This is a genomic window from Mycobacterium sp. M26, from assembly GCF_001494595.1.
GTDB lineage: Bacteria > Actinomycetota > Actinomycetes > Mycobacteriales > Mycobacteriaceae > Mycobacterium.
Genome location: NZ_LN929908.1, coordinates 1,089,701 through 1,106,804 on the forward strand (window position 1 = coordinate 1,089,701; position 17,104 = coordinate 1,106,804).

At 67.8% G+C, this 17,104-nt stretch carries 13 protein-coding genes and 1 tRNA gene; 9 read left to right on the plus strand and 5 right to left on the minus strand.

Features of this window, described 5'->3' with window-relative positions; all coding sequences use genetic code 11:
* Window positions 1-179 precede the first annotated feature (179 nt).
* Entirely contained in the window at window positions 180-776 is a 597-nt protein-coding gene (locus BN3385_RS28225; protein WP_156432763.1) for a hypothetical protein, read from the plus strand.
* 1,656 nt (window positions 777-2,432) lie between these two features.
* Here the strand turns inward: BN3385_RS28225 and BN3385_RS14525 are convergent.
* Entirely contained in the window at window positions 2,433-3,575 is a 1,143-nt protein-coding gene (locus BN3385_RS14525) for a hypothetical protein (RefSeq protein WP_059017507.1), read from the minus strand.
* A 339-nt stretch (window positions 3,576-3,914) separates the two neighbouring features.
* Window positions 3,915-3,987 (minus strand) — tRNA-Arg (locus tag BN3385_RS14530).
* 159 nt (window positions 3,988-4,146) lie between these two features.
* On the opposite strand from BN3385_RS14530, the gene argS reads away from it, so the two are divergent.
* The 6 genes from argS to rho all read left to right on the plus strand — a co-directional run bounded on the left by argS (window position 4,147) and on the right by rho (window position 12,744).
* Window positions 4,147-5,799 carry an arginine--tRNA ligase gene (gene argS / locus BN3385_RS14535; RefSeq protein ID WP_059017510.1) on the plus strand — a complete coding sequence of 551 codons (1,653 nt, stop codon included), beginning with the start codon at window positions 4,147-4,149 and terminating at the stop codon, window positions 5,797-5,799.
* Between the two features lie 83 nt (window positions 5,800-5,882).
* Complete coding sequence (gene lysA, locus BN3385_RS14540) at window positions 5,883-7,214, plus strand: diaminopimelate decarboxylase (RefSeq protein ID WP_197415304.1); 1,332 nt, start codon at window positions 5,883-5,885, stop codon at window positions 7,212-7,214.
* Between the two features lie 2 nt (window positions 7,215-7,216).
* The gene (locus BN3385_RS14545; RefSeq protein ID WP_059017514.1) at window positions 7,217-8,542 is read left to right on the plus strand and encodes a homoserine dehydrogenase; all 1,326 of its coding nucleotides are present in this window, start codon (window positions 7,217-7,219) and stop codon (window positions 8,540-8,542) included.
* Window positions 8,539-9,615 (plus strand): threonine synthase, encoded by a 1,077-nt coding sequence (gene thrC / locus BN3385_RS14550; protein ID WP_059017516.1) that lies wholly within the window; start codon window positions 8,539-8,541, stop codon window positions 9,613-9,615. Before BN3385_RS14545 ends, thrC begins: the two co-directional genes overlap by 4 nt.
* A gap of 13 nt (window positions 9,616-9,628) precedes the next feature.
* On the plus strand, window positions 9,629-10,573 hold the full coding sequence (gene thrB / locus BN3385_RS14555) for a homoserine kinase (RefSeq protein WP_059017519.1): 945 nt from the start codon (window positions 9,629-9,631) through the stop codon (window positions 10,571-10,573).
* 275 nt (window positions 10,574-10,848) lie between these two features.
* Window positions 10,849-12,744: a transcription termination factor Rho gene (gene rho, locus BN3385_RS14560; protein WP_059017521.1), complete on the plus strand. Its 1,896-nt coding sequence runs from the start codon at window positions 10,849-10,851 to the stop codon at window positions 12,742-12,744.
* A gap of 8 nt (window positions 12,745-12,752) precedes the next feature.
* Here rho and BN3385_RS14565 read toward each other — a convergent pair whose 3' ends face one another.
* Both BN3385_RS14565 and BN3385_RS14570 read right to left on the minus strand, forming a co-directional pair.
* Window positions 12,753-13,523 (minus strand): RsiV family protein, encoded by a 771-nt coding sequence (locus BN3385_RS14565; RefSeq protein ID WP_156432764.1) that lies wholly within the window; start codon window positions 13,521-13,523, stop codon window positions 12,753-12,755.
* A gap of 28 nt (window positions 13,524-13,551) precedes the next feature.
* Entirely contained in the window at window positions 13,552-13,989 is a 438-nt protein-coding gene (locus tag BN3385_RS14570; protein ID WP_059017525.1) for a MarR family winged helix-turn-helix transcriptional regulator, read from the minus strand.
* Between the two features lie 63 nt (window positions 13,990-14,052).
* Here BN3385_RS14570 and BN3385_RS14575 point away from each other — a divergent pair, with 63 nt between their 5' ends.
* Entirely contained in the window at window positions 14,053-14,658 is a 606-nt protein-coding gene (locus BN3385_RS14575; RefSeq protein WP_059017527.1) for a maleylpyruvate isomerase family mycothiol-dependent enzyme, read from the plus strand.
* Between the two features lie 3 nt (window positions 14,659-14,661).
* Here the strand turns inward: BN3385_RS14575 and BN3385_RS14580 are convergent, their stop codons facing one another.
* On the minus strand, window positions 14,662-15,315 hold the full coding sequence (locus tag BN3385_RS14580) for a TetR/AcrR family transcriptional regulator (RefSeq protein ID WP_059017529.1): 654 nt from the start codon (window positions 15,313-15,315) through the stop codon (window positions 14,662-14,664).
* A gap of 142 nt (window positions 15,316-15,457) precedes the next feature.
* Between BN3385_RS14580 and fadD1 the strand changes: the two genes are divergently transcribed.
* The gene (gene fadD1 / locus BN3385_RS14585; RefSeq protein ID WP_059017530.1) at window positions 15,458-17,041 is read left to right on the plus strand and encodes a fatty-acid--CoA ligase FadD1; all 1,584 of its coding nucleotides are present in this window, start codon (window positions 15,458-15,460) and stop codon (window positions 17,039-17,041) included.
* Window positions 17,042-17,104 lie beyond the last annotated feature (63 nt).

Below are 17,104 nucleotides of genomic sequence, written 5' to 3' on the forward strand. Positions count from 1 at the left end.
CGCCGTTACCGCCGCCCCAGCCACTGCCACCGTTGCCGTACAGCAGGCCCGCGTTACCGCCGTTGCAGCTGCCCGAGGCCGCGGTGCAGTCCCCGACCACCGTGCCGTAGCTGTAGCCGTTGCCGACGAGCAGGCCGGCGTCCGGGTGGTCGGCGGTGCCGTCGCCGATCAGCTGCGACATGAACGAGCTGAGCGTGCCTACCCAGGGCAGGCTCGGGAAGGTCGGCAGCAATGGCACCGCCGACACCGAGTACGCGGTCGGGGTGGCGGCCGCGGGCAGCGGAGTCGTGAGTCTGAGCGCCGGAGCGGCGGTATCGGTCGACGTCGCGGCGGCTGGTGACACGGTGATGGTCCTGGACACCGATGCGGGCAGGGCGGCGCGGCCGGTTGTCGCGCGGCTTGCCGCGGAGGGGGCAGAAGTGGGCTGCGAATTCGCTGCTCGGGTGTGTGGCCGGGGCTTGCCGGTGGAACCAGAGCTGGCCTTCGGTGCGCTGGCGGCACCACCGCTGGCCTGGGATTTGGCACCGGCGGTGGCGTGCTGTGATGACGAGTCGTCGTCCGGTGCGGCGTTGGCGACGCCGGTGGCACCCGCTAGTGATGCGCAGAAACCGACCGTGAGGGCCCCGGCACCGAGCCAGGTGGAGACATCACTGTGCTGCTCGGGAACGCGATGGCGGGCGCGACTGCGCTGTGCCTTGGCCTTCCCGTTAGCCGCACGGTGTTTTGCTGTCACAGCGCGTTTCCGGTCTCCTGTCACCCCAGGGGTCAAATGCTAACAAGGGGACAAGCAATTTCAGCAAATGGTTGTGCGGTTTCTTAGAGCCCATTCAATATGTGACCGTACATTTCCCCTATAGGTGTATGGTCAGCGCGCACGATGATCGATATGCGCACGTATTGTGTGCGTTTTCATAGGTGATGATCGGCAGTGCTCAGTGGTTCTCTACGGCCAACGTCTGGGACCAGGTGCTTGGGTTTTGACATGCGTGGACTGGCATTATCGCGGGTCGCTTTTGAACGGCTATTTAATCGTCCCGGCGACGACTTCAATTCATTCATTATCGAAAAACAGACGATATTCCGGTTTAGCTGAGTGCCGGCGTGAGGAGCGCGATTGCGGTGGGGTGTGGCCGTCCATGTTCGGCATCGGGCTACATTCGGGTGCTGCTCGCAAACAATGGTGCGCAGTTGTGTACCCATGTACGAGCCTGGGGTGGGCGGCCTGAAACAGCCTTGCTGGACAAGGAGACTCGGGAGCAGCGCCGGGTAGCGGCTGAAATTTTCCACGGTGTCAAATACCGATGTGATTCGACGGCAACCGCTTTCGACGGGCGGCCGAGTCAAGCGCCGTGTTTCGTCAGCGTGCCAGCGTGCGAATCATGGCGCATACCAACGCCGTACACGTGTGACCTGGGTAGCGGCTATGTAGTGCCGGTCGTACCGCCAGGCCCGATGGAACCGTTGCCCGCCAGACCGGTGCCCGCTGAGCCGCCGATCCCGGCGACCGCGTTGGCGATCAACAATGCGAACGCGCTACCGCCGATCCCGCCCCCGCCGCCGGTCGAGCCCGCGTTGACACCGGGACCACCTGCGCCGCCGTCGCCACCGAACGCCACTCCACCGACGAGGTTGTAGGAGGTGCCGCCCTGTCCGCCGGTTCCCCCTGTCGTGCCACCGGAGCCGCCGTCGCCGCCGTCGCCGCCGATGGCATTGCCCGCGGTTCCGAAGAGGTAGTAGCCCATTACGCCGATGCCGCCGTCGCCGCCATTACCGCCGGTCACGGTGCCGGTTCCGCCGTCTCCGCCGGTGCCGCCGATGACGTTGCCGTAGCCGACGCTGATGGCCGCTCCGCCGGTTCCGCCATTACCGCCGATGACACCGCTGCCGCCATTACCGCCGGCTCCGGCGGTCAGGACACTGCCGCCGCCCGTGCCGCCGTTGCCGCCGGTGCCACCCGTGCTGTTACCACCGTTGCCGCCGGTGCCTGCAACACCGGGGAGGCCGGAACTGCCGCNGGTGGAGGTGGAGGCGGAGTCGGCGGTGCTGTGATTCGACGTGGAGTCGTCACTGGACGGGGCGGCGTTGGCGACGCCGGTGGCACCGGCTAGTGAGGCGCAGAATCCGACGGTGAGCGCGCCGGCGCCGAGCCAGGTAGCCAGGTCGCCGTGCTGCTGGGGAGCGCGATGCTGAGGCCGCTTGCGTTGCGTCTTGGCCTTCTTGCTCGCCGCACGGTGTTTTGCTGCCACTGTTCTTTTCCGGACCCCTGTTACCCCGGTCACAGATCGTAACAGGGCTCGCTGGGAGCCCCAGCAAATGCCTGGTCAGGCCGTTGGGAACCGGGTGTCATTGTGGCGATACAGACTTTTCGTCGGTTATCGCACCCTGAGCGAACTCCGAGTTTGTCCAGCGACGTGCGTGCGCTCATGCGCCGGCTACTTTCGGTGCCGCCCGCCGCCGCCGGTGCTCGAGCCCGACGAGTCGGACGCCTTGGCGTGACGTGCCGTGCTGCCGGAGGGCTTCGCGGCGTGCTTGGGGCCGCTGCTCACGGTGTCGTCGGCTGTCGTGGTGGCTGCGGCGGCACTGGTCGTGGTGGTGCGGTTACTGCCGAGGGTGGCCGCCGGCCGGCCGACGGCGATGCCGTTGATGTTGAAGCCGGGGCCGCCGGCCTCGTTGGTGGCACCGTTCTGCCCGATGGATCCCGCGAGCGCCGCAGCGCCGGGTCCTGCGGTGACTTTGTTGCCGTTGCCGAGCGCATTGAAGGCGCCGAGCAGGATCGAGGGAACAGCCGAGTTCCCGGCCGTCACCGTGGTGTCGTTGCCGCTGATGTTGGCTGCGCCGGTAAGGATGCCGGCAGTGGTGACGTTGTTGTTGCCGGTGTCGCCGGAGAGGTTCACCGCCGCAGTGCCGACGCCACCGGCAGCGGTGGTCTGGGTTCCGTTGTCATTCGGCAGGAAGCCGACGGCGATGTTGAGGCCACCGACGGTCGACGTGGTGCCGGGCCCGAGCTGCAGGGAGAAGTTCAGCAATCCGGCGGCGCCGGTGGTTTGGGCACCGCCGCCGGTGGGGTTGATACCGCTGGCGAAGTTGAACAGTCCCAGTGTGGAGGTCGTGCCGTTGCCCAGCTGGTAGGAGATGTTGGCGATGCCGATCGCCCCGGCCTCCGACGCACCGGTGCCGGTGTTCTGGCTCACGACCAGGTTGAGCGCTCCCCAGGTGGAGGCGGTACCCGCGCCTAGTTGCAGCGCGGTGGAGAAGAAGGACACCAGCGACCCGGCCGAGGCTGCATTGCCGATCGCGGCCGCCCAGGTGAAGGCACTCAGGACGGTCGAGGCACTGGCGCCGTCGCCAATGGCGATCGCGCCGTTCATGAAGCCGCCGGCGGCGGCTGTCGCGCCAGTGCCGATGCCGATCGCGAAGGTGGTCAGGTTGCTCGTGCAGCCGTTTCCGTTACCGATTCCGAATGCCGAGAAACAGTCTGCTTTGGCGGCCGGGGGAGCGCTGAGTGTCCCGGCGCCGAGTGCGCCGGTGACCAGAGCCCCGAGTAACACGCCGCCTTTGACTCGAGCCTGATCCATCGGCGTACCTCGTTGTTCGTCGGTGTCTTTGCCGGTAAGGACGGTACCTTGACCCGGCTCGGGGCAGAAACACTTTGGGACAACTGTTTGCCACATTCATAGCTGGCGCACACATAAGGCCGGTGAGCTGCGACGGACTGGCGTCGTCGCCGGTTGCGACGACAGCGTTGTGTGCGCGTGTTGCCAGTGAGTCGGACGGGGCGGCGGAGTTTGGGTTGGTAGCCGGGACTTGACGCTCCCGACACGTCTACCGACGCTGCGCCTGCGTACAGAGTGAGGTATCCCGCGATTCGACGATCTGACCGCAGACTCGATGCGCGGAGACGGTGAAAAATTGAGTGCCCCCGGCAGGATTCGAACCTGCGGCCTTCTGCTCCGGAGGCAGACGCTCTATCCCCTGAGCTACGGGGGCGCATCACTGTGAACTGCGCCGTTGGGCGTGCACAGCCTAACCCATCCCGGTGCCCACTGACCAAAGCCCCCGGGTCGCTCGCCGGTCCATTCCCCGGGTGGCTGCGGTGTGGGATACGGATGCGGGCTCTGACCACGTCAGACCATAGGATGGACCCCCGTGACCCCCGCCGACCTCGCCGAGCTGCTGAAGACCACCGCTGCCGCGGTGCTGGCCGAGCATGGCCTCGATACCGACGCACTTCCTGCGACGGTCACCGTCGAGCGCCCGCGTAATCCAGAGCATGGTGACTACGCGACCAACCTGGCGCTGCAGGTCGGCAAGAAGGTCGGCACCAACCCCCGTGAGCTGGCCGGATGGCTGGCCGAGGCCCTCACCGCGGCGGACGGCATCGCCTCCGCCGAGGTTGCCGGGCCCGGCTTCGTGAACCTGCGGATCGAGGCCGCCGCCCAGGGCGTCATCGTCCGCAACGTGCTCGATGCTGGCGCCGCCTACGGCCAATCCGCCCTGCTCGACGGACAGAAGATCAACCTCGAGTTCGTCTCGGCCAACCCGACCGGCCCCATCCACATCGGTGGCACCCGGTGGGCCGCGGTCGGCGACGCCCTCGGGCGGCTGCTGTCCACCCAGGGCGGCGACGTGGTGCGCGAGTATTACTTCAATGACCACGGCGCGCAGATCGACCGGTTCACCAACTCGCTGATCGCCGCCGCCAAGGGCGAACCGGCTCCCGAGGACGGTTACGCCGGCGCCTACATCAACGACATCGCCGACCAGATCCTGGCCAAGGCTCCCGACGCGCTGAGCCTGACCGGCGAGGAGCAGAGCGAGACTTTCCGGTCCATCGGCGTGGACCTGATGTTCGACCACATCAAGGCCTCCCTGCACGAATTCGGCACGGACTTCGACGTCTACACCCACGAAGACTCGATGCACACCAGCGGGCGAGTGGACCAGGCGATCGCCAAGCTGCGCGAGAACGGCGCCATCTACGAGAAGGATGGCGCAACCTGGCTTCGCACAACGGAATTCGGCGACGACAAGGACCGCGTGGTCATCAAGAGCGACGGCCAGCCGGCCTACATCGCCGGTGACCTCGCCTACTACCTCGACAAGCGTCAACGCGGATTCGACCTGTGCATCTACATGCTCGGCGCCGACCACCACGGCTACATCGCGCGCCTGAAGGCGGCCGCCGCCGCCCTCGGCGATGACCCCGACACCGTCGAGGTGCTGATCGGCCAGATGGTGAACCTGGTCCGCGACGGCCAGCCGGTGCGAATGAGTAAGCGGGCCGGCACGGTAATCACCCTCGACGACCTGGTCGACGCCATCGGCGTCGACGCTGCGCGCTACGCTCTGATCCGCTCGTCGGTGGACACCCCGATCGATATCGACCTGGCGCTGTGGTCGTCGGCGTCCAGCGAAAACCCGGTCTACTACGTGCAATACGCGCATGCCCGGCTCTCGGCACTGGCCCGCAACGCCGCCGAGCTCGGCCTGGCCCCCGACACCGCGCATCTGGATCTGCTCACTCACGACAAAGAAGGCGTCCTGATCCGCAACCTGGGCGAGTTCTCCCGGGTGCTCAAGGCCGCCGCGTCGTTGCGCGAACCGCACCGGGTGTGCCGCTACCTGGAGGATCTGGCCGGCGACTACCACCGGTTCTACGACTCCTGCCGGGTGCTGCCGATGGGCGATGAAGAGCCCACGGATCTGCACCGGGCCCGCCTGGCGCTGTGTGCGGCCACCCGTCAGGTGATCGGCAACGGGCTGGGCATCCTCGGAGTATCCGCACCGGAGCGCATGTGAACGCTCACCCGGCCGGCCCACGGCACGCCGAGGAGATCCACCACGGCGGTACACCGCCGCGACCCATCAGTGCGGCAGACGCGATGGCCTTGGCGCCGAAAGTATGGCCCCGCAACCTGATCCGCACCACAACCGGTGAAGTGACGATCGCCGGCGTCGCCGTGACGGACCTGGCTGCCGAATACGGCACCCCGCTGTTCGTCATCGACGAGGACGACTTCCGCAGCCGCTGCCGGGAGATCGCGGCGGCCTTCGGCGGCGGTCACAACGTGCACTACGCGGCCAAGGCTTTTCTGTGCAGCGAGATCGCGCGCTGGGTTGCCGAGGAAGGCCTGTCGCTGGACGTCGCCAGCGGGGGAGAGCTCGCCGTGGCGCTGCATGCCGGGTTCCCGTCCGAGCGAATCGCGTTCCACGGCAACAACAAATCCGTCGCCGAACTGACCACCGCCGTCAAAGCCGGTGTGGGTCACGTCGTGCTGGACTCGATGACCGAGATCGAACGCCTCGACGCCATCGCCGGGGAGGCCGGTGTGGTGCAGGACGTGCTGATCCGCATCACCGTCGGTGTGGAGGCGCACACCCACGAGTTCATCGCCACTGCCCACGAGGACCAGAAGTTCGGCCTGTCCCTGGCCAGCGGCGCCGCCATGGCTGCGGTGCGCCGGGTGTTCGCCACCGACCACCTGCGACTGGTCGGACTGCACAGCCATATCGGCTCGCAGATCTTCGATGTGGCCGGATTCGAACTGGCCGCCCACCGGGTGATCGGCCTGCTGCGCGACGTGGTCGCGGAATTCGGGGTGGACAAGACCGCCCAGATCGCGACCGTCGACCTCGGCGGCGGCCTCGGCATTTCCTATCTGGCACAGGATGATCCGCCGCCTGTGCAGGACCTGGCCGCCAAGCTCGGGGCGATCGTCGCCAACGAGTCCGCAGCCGTCGGGCTGCCCGCCCCGCGACTCGTCGTCGAGCCCGGCCGTGCCATCGCCGGCCCCGGCACGGTCACGCTCTACGAGGTGGGCACCGTCAAGGACGTCGCGATCAGCTCGGGCTCCTCGCGGCGCTACATCAGCGTCGACGGCGGAATGAGCGACAACATCCGCACCTCGCTGTATGGCGCCGAGTACGACGTACGCCTGGTGTCCCGCGCCAGCGATGCCCAGCCGACACTGGCCCGTGTCGTCGGAAAACATTGCGAGAGCGGGGATATCGTCGTGCGCGATGCCTGGATTCCCGATGACATCCGCCCCGGAGACCTGCTGGCGGTAGCCGCCACCGGAGCCTACTGCTATTCGATGTCGAGCCGGTACAACCTGATCGGCCGCCCCGCGGTGGTGGCCGTGCGCGACGGGCGGCCCCGCCTGATCCTGCGCCGGGAGACCGTCGACGACCTGTTGAGTTTGGAAGTGAGGTAACCATGAGTACATCTGAAAAGCCCATCGGCGTCGCGGTATTGGGTCTGGGCAACGTCGGCAGCGAGGTCGTGCGCATCATCGAGGAGAGCGCTGTCGATCTCGCGGCCCGCATCGGGGCGCCGCTGGAGCTGCGCGGTGTGGCGGTGCGCCGGGTCGCCGACGACCGTGGCGTGCCGGTCGCCCTTCTGACTGACAACGTCGAGGAGCTGGTGTCCCGCGACGACGTCGACATCGTCGTCGAGCTGATGGGTCCGGTCGAACCGGCCCGCAAGGCCATCCTGTCGGCCCTCGAGCAGGGTAAGTCGGTGATCACCGCCAACAAGGCGCTGCTGGCGCAGTCCACCGGCGAGTTGGCACAGGCCGCCGAGCGTGCTCACGTCGACCTGTACTTCGAAGCCGCCGTGGCAGGGGCGATCCCGGTGATCCGGCCGCTGACCCAGTCACTGGCTGGCGATTCTGTGCTGCGGGTGGCCGGCATCGTCAACGGCACCACCAACTACATCCTGTCCGAGATGGCCTCCACCGGAGCCGATTACGCCTCGGCCCTGGCCGACGCGAGCGCGCTCGGCTACGCCGAGGCCGACCCCACCGCCGACGTCGAGGGCTATGACGCCGCGGCCAAGGCGGCGATCCTGGCCTCGATCGCATTCCACACCCGCGTGACCGCCGACGACGTCTACCGGGAAGGCATCACCAAGGTGTCGCCGGCCGACTTCGAGGCCGCCAAGGCGCTGGGCTGCACCATCAAGCTGCTCTCGATCTGCGAGCGCATCACCACACCCGATGGCCAGCAACGTGTTTCGGCGCGCGTGTACCCGGCGCTGGTGCCCCTGACCCACCCGCTGGCCACCGTCAACGGCGCTTTCAACGCCGTCGTCGTCGAGGCCGAAGCGGCGGGCCGGCTGATGTTCTACGGCCAGGGCGCCGGTGGTGCGCCGACGGCGTCGTCGGTGATGGGTGACGTGGTGATGGCCGCGCGCAACCGGGTTCAGGGCGGCCGCGGCCCCCGTGAATCCAAGTACGCCCAGCTGCCGATCGCCCCGATGGGCGTCATCCCCACCCGCTACTACGTCAGCATGACGGTCACCGACCGCCCCGGCGTCTTGGCCTCGGTGGCCGACGAATTCGGCAAGCGTGAGGTCAGCATCGCCGAGGTGCGTCAGGAAGGGCTCACCGACGAAGGTGGTCAGCCGGCAGGTGCGCGGATCGTGGTGGTCACCCACCGCGCCACCGACGCCGCATTGTCGGAGACTGTTGCCGCACTCGCCGATCTCGATGCCGTGCAGAGCGTGAACAGCGTTCTGCGACTGGAGGGAACCACCGAATGAGCACGACCAAAGTCCACACGCCGTGGCCCGGCCTGATCGAGGCCTACCGGCACCGGCTGCCGGCGGCGGCCGACTGGACCCCGGTGACTCTGCTGGAGGGCGGCACCCCGCTGGTCCCTGCGCCCCGGTTGTCCGAAAGGACCGGCTGCACAGTTCATTTGAAGGTCGAAGGCCTCAACCCGACCGGTTCGTTCAAGGACCGCGGGATGACGATGGCCGTCACCGACGCCGTCGCCCGTGGGCAGAAGGCGGTGCTGTGCGCCTCGACCGGTAACACCTCTGCTTCGGCGGCGGCGTACGCCGCGCGTGCTGGAATCACCTGCGCGGTGCTGATTCCGCAGGGCAAGATCGCGATGGGCAAGCTCGCCCAGGCAGTCATGCACGGCGCCAAGATCATTCAGATTGACGGCAACTTCGACGACTGTCTGGAGCTGGCCCGCAAGCTCACCGCCGACTACCCGACCATCTCCCTGGTCAACAGTGTCAACCCGGTGCGCATCGAGGGGCAGAAGACGGCGGCATTCGAGATCGTCGACGCGCTGGGCACCGCCCCCGACGTCCACTCGCTGCCGGTCGGCAACGCCGGCAACATCACCGCCTACTGGCGCGGCTACACCGAGTATCACCGCGACGGCGTCAGCGACAAGCTGCCGCGGATGCTCGGTACCCAGGCCGCGGGTGCGGCACCGCTGGTGCACGGCAAGCCCGTCAGCCATCCCGAGACCATCGCCACCGCCATCCGCATCGGATCGCCGGCCTCCTGGGACGGCGCGGTGACCGCGCAGCAGGAATCCGGGGGTCGCTTCCTGGCCGCCACCGATGACGAGATCCTGGCCGCCTACCACCTGGTCGCCCAGGCCGAGGGCGTGTTCGTCGAGCCCGCGTCGGCGGCGAGCATTGCCGGCCTGCTCAAATCGGTCGAGGACGGCTGGGTCAAGCCGGGTTCCACGGTGGTGTGCACCGTGACCGGCAACGGACTCAAGGATCCGGACACTGCGCTGCGCGGCATGCCGACCGTGACCGCCATCCCCGTCGATCCCGCGGCCGTCGTCGCCGAGCTCGGCCTGGACTGAGGACGGATTGTCGGTGACCCTGAGCCTGCCTGCCGGACTGACCGCCAGCGCATCCGTCGCGGCCTCCAGCGCCAACCTCGGCCCGGGTTTCGACAGCCTGGGAGTGGCGCTGGGTCTCTACGACGAGATCCTGGTCGAGACCACCGATGACGGCCTGGTCATCGAGGTCGAGGGGGAGGGGGCCGGTCAGGTCCCGCACAACCACGACCATCTGGTGGTGCGCGCGATTCACCGGGGCCTGCTGGCCGCCGGTGCCTGCGCCCCCGGCCTGGTGGTGCGCTGCCGCAACGTCATCCCGCATTCGCGTGGTCTCGGCTCGTCGGCGGCCGCCGTAGTGGGCGGTCTTGCAGCCGCGAATGGCCTTGTGGCACAAGCAGATCTGCAGCTTCTGGATCAGGATCGGCTGATCCAGCTGTCCTCGGAGTTCGAAGGTCACCCGGACAACGCCTCGGCCGCGGTGCTCGGTGGGGCGGTGGTGTCCTGGACCGACACCCACACCCAGCCGCCGACGTACGCGGCGGCGCCGGTGCGGCTGCACCCGGATATCCGACTGTTCTCGGGGATCCCGGAAGTCCGGTCGTCCACCGCGGAGACGCGGGTGCTGTTGCCCGAACAGGTCAGCCACACCGCCGCCCGGTTCAACCTGAGCCGGGCCGCATTGCTGGTGGTGGCGCTGACCGAGCGCCCGGACCTGCTGATGGCCGCCACCGAGGATGTTCTGCACCAACCGCAGCGCGCTCCGGCGATGCCGGCCTCGGCGGAATTTCTGCAGGTCCTGCGACGTTGTGGAGTTCCAGCGGTGCTGTCCGGCGCCGGACCCTCGGTGTTGGCGCTCTCGACGGGCGCTGATCTGCCTGCCGAGGCCGTCGAGTTCGGCACCGCCCACGGATTCACGGTGACCGAGCTGGGGGTCGGCGATCCTGTTCGCTGGAGCTCCGGCGTTGCCGTCCGCGGCTGACTTGGCCACACGCCGGTGGGTATTTCTTGCTTTCCTGCCGCAAAGAGGGCTATTCTCGGTGCCGTCCAGGCAATCGCAGCGTCTGCACCTGCGCCGAGACTAGGACGACCACCAATTCTTCTTGTGTTCAAGTCGTTGACTGACGGTTCGCCATGTGGTCGCGAATCCCGACCGTCACCGTTGGCACTCAGATGACGGTGAGACTTCACATTCAGCGAATCGGCTGAATGCCAGAACCCCTGACGTGACGAAACGCGGGGGAAGAAAGGAAATCCGTGACCGATACGGACCTCATCACGGCTGGAGACAGCGCACCGGCAGCGGATGCGCCCGCCGTGGATTCACCCACCTCGTCGGCACCCGAGCAGCCCGCCCGCACCGCGAGCGCCGGCGCTTCCGGATCGCTGTCGACGATGGTTTTGCCCGAACTTCGCGCACTGGCCAATCAGGTCGGCGTCAAGGGCACCTCCGGCATGCGCAAGAGCGAACTGATCGCCGCCATCCGGGACGCCCAGAACGGCGGCAGCAGCTCGCACAGCCCGGCCAACGGAGGCGCCCCGGCTGCCGCCGAACCGGCCCCGGCTGCCGTCGAGCCCGCACCGGCTGCCGAGCCCGCTGCGCCGGCCGCCGAGCCGGCTGCTGACACTCCCGCCGAGCAGCCCCGCCGCGAGCGCCGTGGCGCCAACCGCGGCGCCGGTGCCCCCGGCGAGAACGCCGAGCAGCAGAAGCCTGCCGAGCAGTCCGAGAACAAGTCGGACAACACCGGCGAGAACAAGGCCGACCAGCCCCGCAACGACAACAGGGGCGAGAACCGTCAGGCGAACCGCGAGTCGAATGACTCCGGTGGCGACGGCCAGGGCGGCGGCCAGAATCGCAACAACAACAACAACAGCAACGACGACGACGAGCGCGGTGGCCGTCGTGGCCGCCGGTTCCGGGATCGCCGGCGCCGCGGTGAGCGCCAGGGCGGCGAAGGCGGCGGTGGCGGCGAGTCCGAGCTGCGCGAGGACGACGTCGTCCAGCCGGTGGCCGGCATCCTCGACGTGCTCGACAACTACGCCTTCGTGCGGACCTCCGGCTACCTGGCCGGCCCGAACGACGTGTACGTCTCGATGAACATGGTCCGCAAGAACGGCCTGCGCCGCGGCGACGCGGTCACCGGTGCCGTGCGGGTGCCCAAGGACGGCGAGCAGAACAACCAGCGGCAGAAGTTCAACCCGCTGGTTCGCCTGGACAGTGTCAACGGCGGACCGGTCGAGGCGGCCAAGAACCGTCCCGAGTTCGGCAAGCTGACCCCGCTGTACCCGAACCAGCGGCTGCGTCTGGAGACCACCACCGAGAAGCTGACCACCAGGGTCATCGACCTGATCATGCCCATCGGTAAGGGCCAGCGCGCCCTGATCGTGTCCCCGCCCAAGGCCGGTAAGACCACGATCATGCAGGACATCGCCAACGCGATCACCAAGAACAACCCCGAGTGCCACCTGATGGTGGTGCTGGTCGACGAACGGCCCGAAGAGGTCACCGACATGCAGCGCTCGGTCAAGGGTGAGGTCATCGCCTCGACCTTCGACCGGCCGCCGTCAGACCACACCCAGGCCGCCGAGCTCGCCATCGAGCGGGCCAAGCGCCTCGTCGAGCAGGGTAAGGACGTGGTGGTCCTGCTGGACTCGATCACCCGCCTGGGCCGTGCCTACAACAACGCCTCGCCGGCTTCCGGTCGCATCCTGTCCGGTGGTGTGGACTCCACCGCCCTCTACCCGCCCAAGCGGTTCCTGGGCGCGGCCCGCAACATCGAGCACGGCGGCTCGTTGACGATCATCGCCACCGCGATGGTCGAGACCGGCTCCACCGGTGACACGGTGATCTTCGAGGAGTTCAAGGGCACCGGTAACGCCGAGCTCAAGCTGGACCGCAAGATCGCCGAGCGCCGGGTGTTCCCCGCGGTCGACGTCAACCCGTCGGGCACCCGCAAGGACGAGCTGCTGCTCTCGCCGGACGAGTTCGCGATCGTGCACAAGCTGCGTCGCGTGCTGTCCGGTCTGGACAGCCACCAGGCCATCGACCTGCTGATGAGCCAGCTGCGCAAGACCAAGAACAACTACGAGTTCCTGGTTCAGGTGTCCAAGACGGCGCCGGGCGGTCCCGCCGGCGCCATGGACGTCGACTAACAGGCGCCTCAGGCCTGCCGCAGAGCCTTCATCTCAGGTTCCAGCAGGTCGTCGATCGCCGACCACGGCACCGTGATCACCGGCGTGCCCGCGACGAACTGGTGATCCGCGAAGTGGATCTCCAGGCCGGCCGGCGTCGGGATCCAGCTGTCGAAGTTCTCCAGCAGCGGCTTGTTGCCCGGGTGGTTGGGCATGGGCGTGGCGGTGACACCCATCGCCGGCGGTAGCAGCATCTTGGTCTGTTCCGCGAGCCGATTCAGCCCCGCCTGGTCGTCGACGAACAGTTCTTTGAGCGTGATCTGCCGCCCGGACCGGGAATCGATCACGACGTTGAGCACCGAGCCGATCGGATGATCCGCACCCTCGACCGTGTAGGTGGCGCTGATCAGGGCCGACACCGACGCCGGGGCGAAGAAGATTCGCGGTGAGGTCTCGAAGGTCCAGTGGGCCGCGGTGTTCGCGGCCGTGGCGTCGTCGAGCAGTCGCTGCGCCGCGGTGTGCACCGCATCGTTGAAGGTCTCAGCCACCCGCGGGTCACCGCCGGAGAGGGTCTCGATGGTCAGATTCCAGTGCCCCGCGCTGCCGTCGGCGGGTTCACCTGACGAGGTCGAACGGTCCACCGTGTAGGCCTTGCCGTTGGACACCCCCGTGCTGACCGGTGTCGCGGTCACTGACGAGGTCACCGGGGCGCTCTGCCCGCCTTCGGGCTGCGCACAGCCGGCGATCAACACGGTCAGCACCGTCGCCAGCATCACCGACCGGTGGCTGGCGGAGATCATGAAGGGCATTCTGACAGGTGTTGACCGGTTAACGAAATGGATCGGTGATTTGCCGTAACTGCATCAGTGTGGCGCGCATCTCCTGATAGCGCTTGGCGCCCAGATTCTTTCGCCATTGACGCTCTACGGATGAGATTTCACTGGCCGCGGCGTGGCAGACGGCATGGCCCTTCTCGGTGAGCATGACCAGTCGCGCCCTGGCGTCGGTGGGATCCGGCACCCGGGTGACGTAACCGGCGGCCTCGAGTTGTTCCACCAGAGCGCCTGCAGTCTGTTTGGTGACGGCCGCCCGCTCCGCGAGCTCCGTGATGCGAATTCCGTTGGGGTTCAACCTCTGTAGCATCCGCGACTGTGCCAGTGTCAGGTCGTCCCACCCACCTGCGGCCAATGCGGACATCACCTGCAACTCCGCGGCGCGGTGCGCGATGAACATCAGCGTGGGAGTGCTGGGCGCGTCGGGGGTCATGCGTTGACTTTAGTACGTTTACCTGTCTAATTTGGACAGGGCAACTGACTACAGGGCGGACCGATGGACACCGACGAGATCTGGCACAACATCGACGAGCAGCGCGCGAGCCTCGCCGATCTGCTCGATACTCTCAGCCCCCAGCAGTGGGAGCAGCAGTCGTTGTGCCGTGGGTGGAAGGTTCGCGATGTCGCCGCGCACCTCACGCACTCGCAGATGGGCCCCCTGCAGGCGATGGTCGAAGCCGCCCGCTCCGGCTTTCGGTTCGACCCGATGATCAACCGGCTGGCACTGGCCGACACCCGTTCCCAGGCCGAGATCGTTGCTGCCCTGCGAGCCTCGGTGGGCTCGCGTAAACACATCATCGGCACCAAGCCCGCCGACCCGTTGACCGACGTTCTGGTGCACGGCCAGGACATCACGATTCCGCTGGGCATCGACCGGCCCGTCCCCGCCGCGGCGGGCGCAGCGGCGGCACATCACCTGTGGCACATGGTGTTTCCGATGCGGCCGGCCAGCCGGGCCAAGGGAATTCGGCTGACGGCCTCCGACGCGGACTTCGTCGCGGGGGACGGCTACGAGATCAGCGCACCGGTCCGCGACATCCTGCTGGTGCTGACCGGCCGTCGAACTGCGATCTCCGACGAGGTTGACGCCCACCGGACCTGAGCATCACTGCGCGGGCGGTGCCTGCAGTCCGGGAAGCACATAACGGCGCATGTAGCGCCGTACCGCCTCGTAGTCGTCGGCGTCGAGCGTGTCGCCCGGCACGGTGCCCAGACTGATCTGTACTCGGGCCACCCATTCGGCGGCCTCATCCAGTTCGGTGTCGGGGTGAATCTCGCCGCTGTCCCGTGCCGCCTCGAGATACGGCCGCCAGAACTGGCCGAGATCGGGCAGCAGGCCCTGCACACCGGCTCCCGCGCAGGCGGCGAATTCCTCGGGCTCGTCGCGCCGCAACTGCATCACCAGTGCTCCGGGGCTTTCATGCGCGCTGCGCCCCAGCCGCACACCCACGGCCAGCCGCTCTTCGAAACCCGTGAGGGCGGCCAGAGTCTGGTTGGACTCCTCCCAGAACGCCTCGTTGAGCCGGACCAGGGCCGCGCCGAGCAGCGACACCTTGTCGGGGTAGTGCCGGTAGAGCCACCCGCGGGACACCCCGGCGGCCTCGGCCACCTCCGAGACGGTGGTGGCGCGGATGCCTTTGGCCCGCAGACAGACCTCAGCGGCGTCGATCAGTCGCTCCCGGACCGTCTTCGCGGCGGTCCGGCTGGCCGCGTCGGCGCTTGCGGTCACCCCGGCTTCTCCTTCGACGTCATCCAACATGCCCCGTCATCCTGTCAAACCTGCTTACCAGCCGCCGAGACTGTGGAGTAGACAGATTGCTAATCCTGTTTACCCTGGGCCTCTATTCTGACCTGTGCCGCCCGCGAAATCGGCGGTAAAACCTCAATTCGACGGGAGTCCGATGGCCGAGACGGTCCAGCAGCTGCTCCGGGAACGCCGCAGCGACACCGGCCCCGCGGTGAAGTTCGACGATCAGGTGTGGACCTGGCAGGAGCATCTCGGGGAAGCCGAACGCCAGGCGGCCGCCCTGATCGCCCTCGCCAACACCGACCGGCCGTTGCATGTGGGCACCCTGCTGGGCAATACCCCCGCGATGCTGACCGCGATGGCCGCCGCCGGCCTCGGCGGCTACGTGCTCTGCGGAGTGAACAACACCCGTCGCGGTGCGGCGCTGGCCCGTGACATCGCCAAGGCGCACTGCCAGATCCTGCTGACCGACGCCGCCCACCGTGATCTGCTCGACGGACTGGACCTGCCCGGTGTCCGGGTGGTCGACGTCGATTCACCGGACTGGCAGACCCTGCTCGACGGCGCGGGGGAGTTGGTTCCGCACCGTGAGGTCAGCGCCACCGACACCTTCATGCTGATCTTCACCTCGGGCACCAGTGGCGAGCCCAAGGCCGTTCAGGTCGCCCACATGATGGTTCCGTTCGCGGGGGTGGCCCTCGTCGACCGGTTCGAGATCACCACCGCCGACGTCTGCTACCTGTCGATGCCGCTGTTCCACTCCAATGCGCTGATGGCCGGCTGGGCGGTGGCGTTGTCGGCCGGAGCGGCCATGGCACCGGCCAGCTTCACCGCCTCCGGTCTGCTCGACGACCTGCGCCGCTACGGCGCCACCTACATGAACTACGTCGGCAAGCCACTGGCCTACGTGCTGGCCACCCCCGAGCGGCCCGATGACCATGACAACCCGCTGCGGGTCGCGTTCGGCAACGAGGCCACCGACCGGGACATCGCCGAGTTCGGCCGTCGCTTCGGCTGCACGGTCTGGGACGGATTCGGCTCCACCGAGGGCGCGGTCATCATCACCCGTGAGGAGAACTGCCCGCCGGGATCAGTCGGCCGGGGCTTCCCCGGGGTGGCCATCTACAACTCCGAGACGCTGCAGGAATGCGCGACGGCCCAGTTCGACGCCACCGGGGCGCTGGCCAACCCGGACGAGGCGATCGGCGAGATCGTCAACACCACCGGTGGCGGCATGTTCGGGGGTTACTACAACGACGCCGGTGCCACCGACGAGCGGCTGCGCCACGGCATGTACTGGTCCGGTGACCTGGGGTACCGCGACGCCGACGGGTGGATCTACCTGGCCGGGCGCACCGCCGACTGGATGCGGGTGGACGGCGAGAACATGGCTGCTGCCCCGATCGAGCGCATCATCCTGCGGCTGCCCGAGGTGAGCCAGGCCGTGGTCTACCCGGTGCCCGACGAGCATGTCGGTGACCAGGTGATGGTGGCCCTGCTGCTCACCGAACAGGCCAAGCTCACCCCGGAGGGTTTCGGCGAGTTCCTGGCCGCCCAGCCCGACCTGTCGCCGAAGGCCTGGCCCCGCCACGTCTGGATCGCCGACGAACTGCCCACCACCGCCACCAACAAGGTCCTCAAACGCGAGCTGATCACCCGCGGTGCCCACCCTGAGGGCGGTGAACTGTGGTCCCGCGGGGCCCGCGACAAGGTCTACCGCGTCGTCACCCCGGAATAGCGCCGGCCGATGACGCGTTTGGGCAGGTGACGGTCAACCTGGCATACTGGGCCGTCGACCACC